Source organism: Methylobacterium sp. WL69, from assembly GCF_008039485.1.
Taxonomy (GTDB): Bacteria; Pseudomonadota; Alphaproteobacteria; order Rhizobiales; family Beijerinckiaceae; genus Methylobacterium.
Genome location: NZ_VRUZ01000005.1, coordinates 93,238 through 107,012, shown reverse-complemented (window position 1 = coordinate 107,012; position 13,775 = coordinate 93,238). Strand labels below are relative to the sequence as shown.

Genomic DNA, 13,775 nt, shown 5'->3' with positions numbered 1-13,775 from the left:
GGTCACAGGAACGCCTCCTGACGGGCGGGGGTGGCGTAGAGGGTGCCGGCCCCGAAGAAGGCCATGATCCGCTCCTCCTCGTAGAGGGTCACGGAATCCGGGTCCTTGTGGGCGGGGATGTCGGCGAACTGGTGGGCCAGCAGGGCCTCGGTCTTCACGGTCCGCGAGAAGCGGCCCGTGCGGCAGAAGGTGTTGGGCATCAGCACGCGCCGGCCGCCGGCGCCGAGCTCGACCTCGTAGTAGCGCACCATGGACTCGCCGCGGTCGACCCAGAGGTCGGAGACGGTGCCGGCCGGCTGGCGGTCGGCGCCGAACACGGTCATGCCGATGGGGTTGGGGCCGTCCTCGTGGACGACGAAGTGCTCGGCCACCCGCAGGGGGACGATGCGCTTGTCGCCGTCCCAGGTGCGGTCGTGGGAATCGTCGCGGTCGGCGAACGAACCGGGGCCGATCTGGTCGTGCAGCCCGTCGGTGTCGGGCTCCAGTGGGGCGCCCGGCCAGACCTCGTGCTTGTGGCCGCGGTAGTTCCAGGTGTTGGGACCCTCGTGCGGCGGCGCGCTCTTCACCTCGCCGTTGGAGAGGTGGAAGAACTTCGGCGTCGGGATCAGGATCGGATCGGGCATGGCGCGCCGGCCGGTCAGGCCCTCGGCCTCCAGGGGGTAGCCCTCGCGGCGGTCCTCGCGGCGCAGGTAGAAGATCAGGCCGGCGAAGAAGATCCAGAAGGCGTAGAGCACCACCTGCGCGACATCGACGTAGCCCGTGATTTCACCTCTCGACATGGCGTGTCTCCCGGTTCTCAGACGGATGGGTTGGGCAGGGTGCGGATCGGCGCGGCGCGGCGCCGGCCGGCGGGGTCGCGCACCAGGGGGCCGATGGCGACGAGGGTCGCGAACAGCAGGGCGATCTCGAGGTGGTAGACCATGAGGTAGCCGGTGGAGGGCTGGTTCATCCCCTCCCCCAGGGCGCCGGAAGTGGCGAGGTACGAGCCGAGGTCGCGCAGGATGCCGCTCGCCGCGATGGCGACGCCGGCCGCACTCGCCTGCACCGCGCCCCAGGCGCCGAGGGCCAGGCCCGTCTCCTCGGGGCCGGCTTTGGCCATGGAGGCCGTGAGGGTGCCGTGGGCGAACAGGCCGCCGCCGAGGCCGATGAGGGTGACGCCGAGGGCGAAGAGCGGGATGGAATCGAGGGGCGCGGCGAAGATCACCGCCGAGAAGGCGAGGATGCCGGTGCCGGTGCCGGCCGCCGCCACCCGGAAGGCGTCGCCGCCCCGGCCGAGCCAGCGCGCGGCCAGGAGCAGGCCGAGTCCGCCGCCGGCCGCCAGCATGGCGGTGAGCGCCGTGGTGGCCGCCACGGCCAGGTGCAGGATCTGCCCGCCATACGGTTCGAGCAGGATGTCCTGCATGGAGAAGGCGGCGGTGCCGAGCCCGGTGGCGACGAGGCGCCGGCGGGCGAGACCGCTGTTGGCGTAGGCGGCCCAGGATTGCGAGAAGGTCTGGCGCGGGGCGTGCCGGTCGGTGCGCGACGGATCGCGCGCCTCCTGCTTCCACAGGGCGATGCCGTTGAGCACGATGGTGACCACGGCCGCGCCCTGGATCACCTTGATGAGGCGCAGCGCCGAGAAGTCGGCGAGCAGCAGGCCGAACACCACGGCGCTGACCAGCATGCCGGCGAGCAGCATCACGCAGAGCAGCGCCACCACCTTCGGCCGGACATGGGCGGGCGCGAGGTCGGTCGCCAGCGCCAGGCCCACGGTCTGGGTGGTGTGGAGGCCGGCGCCGACGAGGACGAAGGCCAGGGCCGCCGCGACATGGCCCGGCCAGGTCGGCCCGGTGGTGTCGCCCGAGAGGATCAGGAGGGCGAACGGCATGATCGCGAGCCCGCCGAACTGCAGCAGGGTGCCGAACCAGATGTAGGGCACCCGGCGCCAGCCCAGCACCGAGCGGTGGGTGTCGGAGCGGAAGCCCACGAGCGCCCGGAACGGCGCGAAGATCAGGGGCAGGGACAGCATCACGGCGACGATCCAGGCCGGCACTTCGAGCTCGACGATCATCACCCGGTTGAGGGTGCCGATGAGGAGCACGGCGGCCATGCCGACGGTGACCTGGAACAGGGCGAGGCGCAGCAGGCGCCCCAGGGGCAGCTCGGCGGTGGCGGCATCCGCGAAGGGCAGGATGCCGGGTCCGAGCCGCATGAGGCCCCGGGCCACGGTGTCGCCGAGGCGGATCATGGCGCCCCCCTCCCCGACGCCGTGCGGACGAGTTCGAAGGCCTGCGACAGGTAGAAGCCGCTGTTGACCCGGTGCGTCCGGGCGAGGGCGAATCCAGAGAGCACCGGTTCGGCGGCCACCCGGCGGCGCAGGGTCGCGTCCGCCACCGGTACGATGGCCGGGGCCCGGTCGGCCCGGGGGAAGGCGCGGCCGGCCCAGTGCATAAGGGTTAGGAGCGGCGTGCGCGGCGCCACGGTGAACACCAGGGAGCCGTCGGTGCGCAGGGAGAGTTCGGCGAGCGCCCGGACGATGTCGGGGGTGGCGTAGTGGATCAGGGAATCCATCGCCACCACGTGGTCGAAGCGGCCGAGCCAGGGATCGAGCATGTCGCCGACGCGAAAGTCGATGCGGGCGGCTTCGGGACGCTCGGCGAGGCGCTCGCGGGCGAGGCCGACGAGGGTCGGCGAGACGTCGATGGCCACCACCTCGGCGCCGCGGCGGGCCGCCTCGATGCTGAGTGCCCCGGTGCCGCAGCCGGCGTCGAGGACGCGTTTACCGGTGAGATCGCCGGGCAGCCACGACAGGAGGTTGTCCCGCATGGCGTCGCGCCCGGCCCGCACGGTGGCGCGGATCTTCGAGACCGGCGCGTCCGAGGTGAGGCGCGCCCAGGCGTCGACCGCCGTGCGGTCGAAGTAGTGGGTCAGTTGTCCGCGGCGCTCGGCGTAGGTGGTGCTCGTCATGGCGCTCACCCTCAATCGAATCCCAAAAATTCGAACAGGTCGCGGTCCTTCATCGGGAGCGCAGCCAGCGGCTTGCCGCCGGCCCAGAGATGGGCGGCGAGGCGCATGTACTCGTCGGTGACGGCGACGAGTTCGGGCGTCGGTTCCATCTCGAACAGGGTCGACTTCTTGAGGCGGGAGCGGCGCACCACGTCGAGGTCGGGGAAGTGCGCGATGCGCTCCAGGCCGACGGCGGCGTTGAAGCGGTCGATCTCGTCGGTCTTGGCCGAGCGGTTGGCGATGACGCCGCCCAGCCGCACGTTGTAGTTCTTGGACTTCGCGTGGATTGCCGCGACGATGCGGTTCATGGCGAAGATCGAGTCGAAGTCGTTGGCCGTGACGATGAGCGCCTGGTCGGCGTGCTGGAGCGGCGAGGCGAAGCCGCCGCAGACCACGTCGCCGAGCACGTCGAAGATGACGACGTCGGTGTCCTCCAGCAGATGATGCTCTTTCAGGAGCTTGACGGTCTGGCCGACGACGTAGCCGCCGCAGCCCGTCCCGGCGGGCGGGCCGCCGGCCTCGACGCACATGACGCCGTTGTAGCCTTCCGCCACGAAGTCCTCGATGCGCAGCTCCTCGGAGTGGAACTGCACCGCCTCCAGGGCATCGATCACCGTGGGGGCTAACCGCTTCGTCAGTGTGAAGGTCGAGTCGTGCTTCGGGTCGCAGCCGATCTGCAGGACGCGTTTTCCGAGCTTCGAGAACGCCACCGACAGGTTCGACGAGGTGGTGGACTTGCCGATGCCGCCCTTGCCGTAGACGGCGAACACCTTGGCGGTGCCGATCTTCAGGGTCGGATCGAGTTCGACCTGGACGCTCCCTTCGGGCTGCCGCGGCGCTTGGGGCTGCCGCGACGCGACCGGATTCCGGATGGCGATGTTCATGCTGCGACCCCTGCGGTGATGCCTTCGAGGCGGTCTTCGAGCTCGTCGCCGGCCTCGCGCAGGGCGTCGAGCATGGCGGCGTCGGGCTGCCAGAAGCCGCGTTCGTGTGCCTCGATCAGGCGGTTGGCGACCTTTGCCGAGGCGGTCGGGTTGAGGGCCGCCATGCGCTCGCGCATGGCCGGATCGAGGACGAAGGTGGCGGTGATCTCGCGGTAGACCCACGGATCGACCTGCGCCGTTGTGGCCGACCAGCCCATGGTGTTGGTGACGTGGGTCTCGATCTGGCGCACGCCCTCGTAGCCGTGGGCGAGCATGCCCTCGTACCATTTCGGGTTGAGGATGCGGGTGCGGGTCTCGATGGCGACCTGCTCGGTGAGGGAGCGGACGCAGCCCTCGCCCCGGGTCTGGTCGCCGATATAGACCGGGGCCTCGATCCCGCCCTTGGCCCGCTTCACCGCCCGGCTGATGCCGCCCAGGGTATCGAAGTAATGGTCCACGGTGGTGACGCCGAGTTCCACGGAATCGAGGTTCTGGTAGGCGAGGTCGACGTCGGCGAGGACGCTCTTCAGGAGCGCGGAACGCTGCACCGGGCGCCCATCCCGGCCGTAGGCGAAGCCCTTGCGGCGGGAATAGGTCTCGGCGAGTTCGTCCTCGGCGTCCCAGCGGCCGTTCTCCACGAGGTGGTTGACGTTGGAGCCGTAGGCGCCCTCGGCGTTGCCGAAGACCCGGAGGGCCGCCGTCTCGAAGTCGCCGCCGTGGACGCGCTGGTATTCGAGGGTGTGGAGGCGGACGAAGTTCTGCTCCACCGGCTCGTCGGCCGAGGCCGCGAGCAGGCAGGCCTCGGCCAGCAGCTTGATCTGCAGGGGCAGCAGATCGCGAAAGATGCCCGAGAGGGTGACCACTACGTCGATGCGCGGCCGGCCGAGGTCTTCGAGGGCGATGAGTTCGGCACCGGCGAGGCGGCCGTAGCCGTCGAAGCGGGGCCGGGTGCCCAGCAGCGCCAGGACCTGGGCGATGGGGCCGCCCTCGTTCTTGAGGTTGTCGGTGCCCCACAGCACGATGGCGACGGAGCGCGGCAGGGGCAGACCGTCGGCGCGGTGGCGGTCGAGGAGGCGCTGGGCCTGGGCGGCGCCGTCCTGAACCGCGAAGGCGCTGGGGATGCGGAAGGGGTCGAAGCCGTGGAGGTTGCGCCCCGTCGGCAGGATCGCCGGGGTCCGCAGGAGGTCGCCGCCGGGGGCGGGGCGGATGAAGCGGGCATCGAGCGCCCGCAGGAGGGCGGGGATCTCGTGGTCCTGCCCGAGCAGGGCGTCGGTGGCCCCGAGCTCGCGCAGGATCGCGAGGTCGGCGGCCCTCGCCACCGGGCCGCCGGCCTTGAGGGCGGCTTCCGGGCTCGCCCCCGCCACCAGGGCGGCGACGCTGTCGCGCGCCAGCCGGACCCCGTGGGCGGAATCGGCCATGCTGAGCAGCATGTCGATCCGCGCTTCGGACGAGAGCGGCGCGCCGACCACGTGGAGCCCGTGCGGGATCAGGGTGTATTCGAGTTCCAGGACCGCGCGGCCGATGCGGGCGATCTCGGCCCCGGCCTCGGCCCAGGCGGGTTCGGCCGGGGCGAGTTCGACCAGGGCGGCCTGAGCCTGGACCAGGGTGGCGAGGTCGGCCCGCTCGCGGTGCGCGTCTGGGTCCAGGCCGCGCCAGCGCTCGATGGAGGCCTTGAGGTCGACGAGGCCGCGATAGAGCCCCGCATGGGCAATGGGCGGGGTGAGGTAGCTGACGAGGGTCGCGGCCGAGCGGCGCTTGGCGAGCGCCCCCTCGGAGGGGTTGTTGGCGGCGTAGAGGTAGATGTTGGGCACGTCGCCGATGAGCCGGTCGGGCCAGTCCGCCGCCGAGAGGCCGGTCTGGCGGCCGGGCATGAATTCGAGGGCCCCGTGGGTGCCGAAATGGATCAGCGCGTGGGCTTTGAAGTCTTCCCGCAGCCAGCGGTAGAAGGCGCAGAAGGCGTGGGTCGGGGCGAACCCCTTCTCGAACAGGAGACGCATCGGATCGCCCTCGTAGCCGAAGGCGGGCTGGATGCCGACGAAGACGTTGCCGAACTGGGCGCCGAGCACGAAGATCGACGCGCCGTCCGATTGCTGGCGGCCCGGGGCCGGGCCCCACTGTGCCTCGATCTCGGCGAGGTAGCGCTCGCGCCGCACGTGGGTGTCGGTGGGGATGCGGGTGTGGACGTTGGCGGTGGCCCCGAACCGGGCGGCGTTGCCGGTGACCACGGCCTCGCGGAGCGCCGCGACGCTGTCCGGCACCGTCACGGCGTAGCCCGCGTCCCGCATGGCCGCGAGGGTGTGGTGGAGGGATTCGAACACCGACAGGTAGGCGGCGGTGCCGGTGTTGCCGGCGTTGGGCGGGAAGTTGAACAGGACGAGGCCGACCCTGCGCTCGGCCCGGTCCGAGCGGCGCAGGCGCACCAGGCGCTCGACGCGGGCGGCGAGCATGCCGGCGCGCTCGACGCAGGCATGCATGTCGCGGTCGTCCGCACCCGCCGGGAAGACGCAGGCGACGTGGCAGCCCCGGCACGGCGCCCCCGACTTGTCGGACCGGCCGCCGAACACCATCGGGCCGGTGGCGCCGTCGAGTTCGGGGATCGCCACCATGATGGTGGATTCCACCGGCAGCAGGCCGCGGTCGGAGGCGCCCCACTGCTCCAGGGTCTGCAGCTCGGCCGGGTGGGCGGCGATGTAGGGCACGTCGAGCCGGGCCAGGATGTCCTGGGCGGCGGCCGCGTCGTTGTAGGCCGGGCCGCCGACGAGGGAGAAGCCGGTGAGGGAAACCAGGGCGTCGATGGCCGGCACGCCGTCCTTCAGGAAGTAGCGCTCGATGGCCGGGCGGGCGTCGAGGCCGCTGGCGAAGGCGGGGATCACCCGCAGGCCGCGCGCCTCGAGGGCGGCGATGACGCCGTCGTAGTGGGCGCTGTTGTCCGACAGCATGTAGGAGCGCAGGCCGAGCACCCCGACTGTGCCGCGGTTGCCGGTGCCGCGGTCGCCGGTTCCGCGGTCGCCATGGCCGGGCAGCGCGCGGGCATCCTCGCCCATCCGTCCGGGCAGGCGCGGATGGTAGACGCCGACCTCCGGGTATTCGACGGGCGGGGCGGCCTTGAGCGTGCCGCGATAGGCCCGGCGCGGGCCGTCGGCGTAGCGGTCCACCAGGGCGCGGACCATGTTGAGCACGTTCTCGTCCGAGCCCGCGAGCCAGTATTGCAGGGTGAGGAAGTAGGCCCGCACGTCCTGGGCGGTGCCGGGGATGAAGCGCAGGATCTTGGGCAGGCGCTTCAGCATCTTCATCTGCTCGGCGCCGGTGCTGGCGGCGCGCGTCTTCGGCGAGCCCCGCAGGCGCTTGAGCAGCGCCATCGGCCCGGTCTGGCTGCCGTCCATGCTGAAGGCGCCGATGCGGGTGAGCCGGGTGGCCGGCGTCGCGCTCATCATGCAGACGAGGGCGTCGCAATCGGCGCGCCGGGCGGCGAGATCGGCCAGGACCGGCTGGAAATGGTCCTCCATGAACAGCATCGCGCAGAGCAGGATGTCGGCGGTGGCGATGTCGGCCCGGCAGCGCGCGAGCTTGTCGGGGTTGGTGCTGAACTCGGTCGCCGCGTGCAGGACGATGGAGAGACCCGGAGCCTCGCGGCGCAGGATGCGGCCCGCCCGCTCGACGGAACTGGCGAGATGCGTGTCCATCGTCACGATGACGACGCGCATGGGGATGAGCTCAGCGGCCGAAATGCGCTTTTGCATCGTACAACGTCTCGACGGTGATGCGGGACAGGGCACGCTCGCGGGCGAACCGCTCGGTGTTGGCGCGGGCCTTGCCGCGCACGAAGAACGGGATCTTCTTCAGCTCCTTCTCGGCCGAGGCCTCCCAGGCGGCCGGGATGGCGTCGGGGGGTGGTGCGGTCGGCGGGATCTCGATGGCGGGAGCGGCCGGTTCCCCTTCCGCCGTCCCGTGCCGGGTCAGGTGCGACGGCGCGGCGCCGTCGTGGAACTCGGCATCCTCGCGGAACATGCCGAGCAGGTGCTCTTCCAGACCCATCATCAGGGGGTGGACGAAGGTGTCGAACAGGACGTTGGCGCCCTCGAACCCCATCTGCGGCGAGTGCCGCGCCGGGAAATCCTGCACGTGCATCGGGGCCGAGATCACCGCGCAGGGCACCCCGAGGCGCTTGGCGACGTGGCGCTCCATCTGGGTGCCCAGCACCAGTTCGGCCTGGGCGGACTGGATCGCCGCCTCGACGTCGAGGTAGTCGTCGGTGATCGTCGCCTCGATGCCGTGCAACGCCGCTTCCGCCCGCACCTCCCGGGCGAATTCGCGGGTGTAGGTGCCGAGCCCCACGACCTTGAAGCCGAGCTCGGCGGCGGCGACCCGGGCGATGGCCAGCGCATGGGTGGCGTCGCCGAAGACGAAGACGCGCTTGCCCGTCAGGTAGGTCGAATCGACGGAGCGCGAGTACCACGGCAGCCGGGAGGGCGCGCCGGCGAGCACCGGGGCCGGATCGACGTCGGCGAGCGCCGCCACCTCCTCGACGAAGCGGGTCGTGGCGCCGACACCGATGGGCACGGTCTCGACCATGGGCTGGCCGAAGGTCTTCTGGAGATGCTGGGCCGCCGCGCGGGCGATCTCGGGATAGAGCACCACGTTGAAGTCGGCCGCGCCCAGGCGCCCGAGATCGGCGGGGCTCGCCCCCCAGGGAGCGACGACGTTCACGTCGATGCCGAGCGCCGCCATCAGCTTCTCGATCTCGACGAGGTCGTCGCGGTGGCGGAAGCCCAGGGCCGTCGGGCCGAGGATGTTGCAGCGCGGGCGGCGGCCTTCGCGGGGGGCGGGTTCGACCTTCGGTCCGGCGAGCGCCCGCACCAGCCGATAGAAGGTCTCCGAGGCGCCCCAGTTCTCCTTCTTCTGATAGGCCGGCAGCTCCAGGGGGATCACCGGGATCGGCAGGTCGAGGGCGCGGGCGAGGCCGCCCGGATCGTCCTGGATCAGTTCGGCCGTGCACGAGGCGCCGACGATCATCGCCTCGGGCCGGAACCGGGCATAAGCCTCCGACACGGCGTTCTGGAAGATCGCGGCGGTGTCGGCGCCGAGGTCGCGCGCCTGGAAGGTGGTGTAGGTCACCGGCGGGCGGGCGTCGCGCCGCTCGATCATGGTGAACAGCAGGTCGGCATAGGTGTCGCCCTGGGGGGCGTGCAGCACGTAGTGCAGGCCGCGCATGGCGGTGGCGACCCGCATGGCGCCGATATGCGGCGGTCCCTCGTAGGTCCAGAGCGTCAGCTGCATCGCCTCAGACCTCCAGCCGGGTGCGGCGAACAAGCGGGCGGGCGAACAGCTCGGCGAGATCGCCGGCCTGGTCGTAGCCCTGGATCGGGGTGAACAGCAGTTCGATGGACCACTTGGTGGCGAGCCCCTCCGCCTCGAGGGGATTGGCGAGGCCAAGGCCGCAGACCGTGAGGTCGGGGCGCGCCGCGCGGCAGCGGTCCATCTGCGCGTCGAGGCTCTGGCCCTCCACCACCTCGGTGCCCGCTGGCAGCAGGGCGAGTTCCGGGGCCATGTGGCCGCGATGGAGGTAGGGCGTGCCGACCTCGATGAGCGCGGCGCCCATCTCGCGGGACAGGAAGCGGGCGAGCGGCAGTTCGAGCTGGGAATCGGGGAAGAAGAACACCCGGCGGCCCCCGAGCAGCGCCCGGTAGGGGGCGAGCGCCTGCTCGGCCCGGCGCAGGCCGGGGGCGGTGATGTCGGCAAAACGGCGGGGCGCGACGCCGAACGCGTCGGCGGCCGCCCGCAGCCACGCGGTGGTGCCCTCGGCGCCGAGGGGAAACGGTGCGGGAATCCGGGTCGCGCCGCGCGCTTCGAGGGCCCGCGCCGTATCGGCGAGGAAGGGCTGGGCCAGCAGGATGCGGGTGTTCGGCCCGATGGCCGGCATCGCACCCGCCCGCCGCGCCGGCAGGAAGGCGACGTGCTCCAGGCCCATGCCGGCGAACAACCGCGAAAACTGGTCCTCGACCACGTCGGCCAGGGCGCCGACCACGAGGAGGGAGGGGGCGGCCTCGGCGTCGGCCTGCGGCAGCGCGGGCACGAGGGCGGCGAGGCAGGCATCCTCGCCCTGCGTGAACGTCGTCTCGATGCCGCTGCCGGAATAGCTCAGCACCCGCACGTCCGGACCGAGGCTCTGCGACAGGCGCTGGGCGGCGCGGGGCAGGTCGAGCTTGATCACCTCCGACGGGCACGAGCCGACGAGGAACAGCAGCCGGATGTCGGGCCGGCGCTCGATGAGCCGGCGGGTGACCCGGTCGAGCTCCTCGTTCATGTCGGCGAGGCCGGCGAGATCGCGCTCGTCGATGATGGCGGTGGCGAAGCGCGGCTCGGCGAAGATCATGACGCCGGCGGCCGACTGGATGAGATGGGCGCAGGTCCGCGAGCCGACCACGAGGAAGAACGCGTCCTGGATCTTGCGGTGCAGCCAGACGATGCCGGTGAGGCCGCAGAACACCGCCCGCTGTCCGCGCTCCTGGCGGATGGTGACCCCGCAGGTGGGATCGGTGGCGGAGAGCGGAACGTGGGCGTTCATCGCGCCCCCTCCGGGGAGAGGTGCAGGGCGGGGCCGGCTTGGAGGCGCGCAGCCCTCAGCTTCAGGAGGAACTGCGTCGCGTTGATCGCGTAGGAGGCGTAGGCGGCGAGCGCCAGGAGCATCAGGCCGGTGGTGTCGAGCCAGCCGGTGGCCAGGGCGACGAGATAGAGGCTGTGCAGGGCCAGCACGAGCATGCTGACCATGTCCTCCCAGTAGAAGGCCGGGGCGAACAGGTAACGTCCGAAGACCACCTTCTCCCAGATCGAGCCCGTGACCATGATGGCGTAGAGCAGGCCGGTCTTGGCGACGATGGAGACGTTCGCCGCGAAGGCCCCTTCCCCCGACGCCAGGGTGCGCAGGACGAGGGCGAGGCTCACCAGGAACACGAGAAATTGAAGCGGGGCCAGAACGCCCTGGACCAGGGTCCAGGCGGTGGCGTCGCGGCGCGCCCGCTGCTGGGCGTCGTAAAGAGGCTGTCTCGTCCGGCTCCCCCTTTGGCTCATCGCCCGCGCCCTCGCTCCGCCCCGACGCGAACCCCTCTTCGGAGGTTCGTTGGAGGGAGGTTAGGAACCCCATCCGCGAGTGTCAAGTTGGCTTTACGTCAAAGGATGATTACAGATTGAATGCAGAATAGTTACAGGCTCGGCCTTGTCAAAATGGTTCCGAAGCGTATCGTCGCGCCCTATCCGGTCACCTTACGAGTCGATTGGAACAAGCGGGCACGCGAGAAAGACGTGCCGCTAAGGTTGTGGAAGCTCGACGCACAAGATCGTAGCGAAGCAAAAATGCCGTCAGCGACATTGGAGGCTCCAATGGATGAGATGAGGCAGTCCGTAGAGGGCTTCGCTTACGAAGGGTCCGGCGGCGACGTCTCCGACCTGTGCCGAGCCGGTCTCGAAGCGAGGCTCGGCCTCGTTCCGCGCGGCGACCATTGGGGCGGCGATCTCGCCCGCCTCGTCGAGGCCGAGATCATTCCCCGCCTGATGATCGTCCACCGGCCCGAATCGCACGCCGCAATCGGCATTATTTTGCCGAGCCCCGAGCAGATCGAGACCTTCAGCACGCTGATGCTCGCCCCCGCCGAGGATGAGGTGGAAGCCCGCATCGCCGCCCTGATCGACAAGGGCCTCACCCCCGAGAGCCTGCTCCTCGATCTCCTCGCGCCCACCGCGCGCCACCTCGGAGTCCTCTGGGAGGAGGACCTGTGCGATTTCACCGAGGTCACCGTGGCCATGGGCCGGCTGCAGCGGATCATGCACGAGGTCACCCGGCGCTTCGGCGGGGAGACGCCGCAGCACCGGCACGGGCGCAGCATCCTGTTGCTGCCCTGTCCCGGCGAACAGCACAGCTTCGGCCTGGCCGTGGTCGAACAATTCTTCCGCGATGCCGGATGGGACGTCACCAGCACGGTGCGTGACCCCGGCGGCGACCCCCTCGCGCGCGTCCGGACCACGTGGTTCGACGTCATCGGCCTGTCGCTCGCCTGTGAGGCGCTGCTGCCGACTCTCGTGAATGTCGTCGCCGGCCTGCGGCGCCATTCGCAGAATCGCGCCGTTCGTGTCATGGTCGGCGGCCCGGTCTTCACGGCCGATCCGGATTCTTGCAAATGCGTCGGTGCGGATGCGACCGCAGGTGACGCCCGCCACGCGATCAGCACCGCCGAAAGCCTGCTTGATCTCCCGGCCAGACCCTGCTGAAAGACCCGCCCGACCACATCACGACGTGGTGATCCTTGACCAGCCTGGCGCTTCCTGCCGCGAGCCACGCGTTCGCGGCGCTTCACAAAACCCTCGGTCCCCTCGATGCGCAGGCAGCCGGGCTCCTCGTCGCTGCGGCGACGGACCTGTCCCTCGTCATCGATGGCGCGGGTGTGATCCGAGACGCGGCCTTCAGCGGCACGGACCTCGCCGGCGAGGGGTGTGAGACCTGGCTCGGCCGTCCCTGGGTCGAGACCGTCACCATCGAGAGCCGTCCGAAGATCGCCGCCCTGCTCAAGGATGCCAAACCCGGGTCGGTGACCCGATGGCGGCAGGTCAACCACATGTCCGACACGGGCATCGACCTGCCCGTGCGCTACGCCGCCATGCGCCTGGAGAGCGACGGCCCCGTGATCGTCATCGGCCGGAACCTCCGGGCGATGGCTTCCCTCCAGCGCACCCTGGCCGAGACCCAGCAGGCCCTCGAGCGCGACTACCTGCGCATGCGGGGGGCCGAGACGCGCTATCGGCTGCTGTTCCAGCTCGGCGCCGAGCCGGTCCTCGTGGTCGATGCGGCCAACCGCCGGGTCACCGAGGTCAATCCGGCGGCGGCGCGCCTGCTGGGCAAGGCCGACAAGCGCATCGTCGGCCACGACGCCGTCGAGCTGTTCGACGCGAGCAGCACCCGCGACCTCGAATCCCTGTTCGCCGGCCTGCGCGTCACGGGTCAGGCGAGCGATCTCGAGGCCCGCCTGGGCAATGCGCGGGGGGCCGTGCGGGTCTCGGCCTCCCTGTTCCGGCAGGAGAGCGCCACGAGCGTCCTCCTGCGCCTCGCACCCGACCCGGACCATGCGTCCGAAGCCGGCCCGAGCCGCACCAATACCGGCATCCTCGACGTGCTCCACAACCTGCCCGAGGGGTTCGTGGTCACCGATCCGGCCCGGCGGATTCTCGCCGCCAATCCGGCCTTCCTCGACCTGGCGCAACTCGCCACCGAGGAACAGGTGCGCGGCGAGCCCCTCGACCGCTGGCTCGGCCGCGAGGAGACCGAGGCTGCCGCCCTGTTCGCCACCCTGGTCCAGCACGGCTCCGTCCGGCACTACGCCACGGGCTTTCGCGGCGAGTACGGTGCCGTGGAGGATGTCGAGGTCGCGGCCGTCTCGGTCCCGGGCGGGGCGCAGCCCTGCCTCGGCTTCACGATTCGCAGGGCGCCGCGCCGCACCGCTCCGACGGCGGCCGGCGGCCGGGAACTGCCGCGCTCCGTCGAGCAGATGACGGAGCTCGTCGGACGGGTCTCCATGAAGAACCTCGTGCGGGAATCCACCGATCTCATCGAGCGCCTGTGCATCGAGGCCGCCCTGCGCATCACCCGCGACAACCGCGCCTCGGCCGCGGAGATGCTTGGCCTCAGCCGCCAGGGCCTCTACGCCAAGCTGCGTCGTTACGGCATCGGCGACCTCGATGGGCCGGACTCCGCCGACGAGGCGTGAAGATGCGGCGGCCGGACATTGTGATCGCCGGCCTGTAAATCAAACTTGACACTCGTCGCTGTCAGTCACTAGCGTTCCCTGGTACGGTCGCCTCGGTGACCGTGCCGATGGCGCC

10 protein-coding genes are annotated in these 13,775 nt (G+C 71.0%); 2 read left to right on the top strand and 8 right to left on the bottom strand.

All coding sequences use genetic code 11. The annotated features are described in order from the left end of the window. Window positions 1–2: 2 nt before the first annotated feature. From puhA to bchF, 8 genes are read right to left on the bottom strand one after another with little or no spacing between them, the layout of a single operon-like run. On the bottom strand, window positions 3–779 hold the full coding sequence (gene puhA / locus FV218_RS03240; protein WP_056096685.1) for a photosynthetic reaction center subunit H: 777 nt from the start codon (window positions 777–779) through the stop codon (window positions 3–5). Between the two features lie 17 nt (window positions 780–796). Beyond that, window positions 797–2,227 carry an MFS transporter gene (locus FV218_RS03235; protein WP_147708686.1) on the bottom strand — a complete coding sequence of 477 codons (1,431 nt, stop codon included), beginning with the start codon at window positions 2,225–2,227 and terminating at the stop codon, window positions 797–799. Further along, window positions 2,224–2,946: a magnesium protoporphyrin IX methyltransferase gene (gene bchM / locus FV218_RS03230; protein ID WP_147708685.1), complete on the bottom strand. Its 723-nt coding sequence runs from the start codon at window positions 2,944–2,946 to the stop codon at window positions 2,224–2,226. The genes FV218_RS03235 and bchM overlap by 4 nt, the downstream gene beginning before the upstream one ends. An 11-nt stretch (window positions 2,947–2,957) precedes the next feature. Further along, window positions 2,958–3,869, bottom strand: a complete 912-nt coding sequence (bchL, locus tag FV218_RS03225; RefSeq protein WP_056096691.1) for a ferredoxin:protochlorophyllide reductase (ATP-dependent) iron-sulfur ATP-binding protein — start codon at window positions 3,867–3,869, stop codon at window positions 2,958–2,960. Then, complete coding sequence (locus FV218_RS03220; protein ID WP_147708684.1) at window positions 3,866–7,648, bottom strand: magnesium chelatase subunit H; 3,783 nt, start codon at window positions 7,646–7,648, stop codon at window positions 3,866–3,868. The genes bchL and FV218_RS03220 overlap by 4 nt, the downstream gene beginning before the upstream one ends. Next, window positions 7,623–9,185 (bottom strand): ferredoxin:protochlorophyllide reductase (ATP-dependent) subunit B, encoded by a 1,563-nt coding sequence (gene bchB / locus FV218_RS03215; RefSeq protein WP_056096695.1) that lies wholly within the window; start codon window positions 9,183–9,185, stop codon window positions 7,623–7,625. Before bchB ends, FV218_RS03220 begins: the two co-directional genes overlap by 26 nt. Before the next feature lie 4 nt (window positions 9,186–9,189). Continuing rightward, window positions 9,190–10,473, bottom strand: coding sequence for a ferredoxin:protochlorophyllide reductase (ATP-dependent) subunit N (locus FV218_RS03210; RefSeq protein WP_056096698.1), 1,284 nt, complete (start codon window positions 10,471–10,473; stop codon window positions 9,190–9,192). Beyond that, window positions 10,470–10,976 (bottom strand): 2-vinyl bacteriochlorophyllide hydratase, encoded by a 507-nt coding sequence (gene bchF, locus FV218_RS03205; RefSeq protein ID WP_056096701.1) that lies wholly within the window; start codon window positions 10,974–10,976, stop codon window positions 10,470–10,472. The genes FV218_RS03210 and bchF overlap by 4 nt, the downstream gene beginning before the upstream one ends. Window positions 10,977–11,096: 120 nt before the next feature. Here bchF and FV218_RS03200 point away from each other — a divergent pair, with 120 nt between their 5' ends. Both FV218_RS03200 and ppsR read left to right on the top strand, forming a co-directional pair. Then, the gene (locus tag FV218_RS03200; RefSeq protein WP_246684969.1) at window positions 11,097–12,170 is read left to right on the top strand and encodes a cobalamin B12-binding domain-containing protein; all 1,074 of its coding nucleotides are present in this window, start codon (window positions 11,097–11,099) and stop codon (window positions 12,168–12,170) included. A 35-nt stretch (window positions 12,171–12,205) separates the two neighbouring features. After that, window positions 12,206–13,660 (top strand): transcriptional regulator PpsR, encoded by a 1,455-nt coding sequence (ppsR, locus tag FV218_RS03195; RefSeq protein WP_147708683.1) that lies wholly within the window; start codon window positions 12,206–12,208, stop codon window positions 13,658–13,660. The last annotated feature ends 115 nt before the right edge of the window (window positions 13,661–13,775 follow it).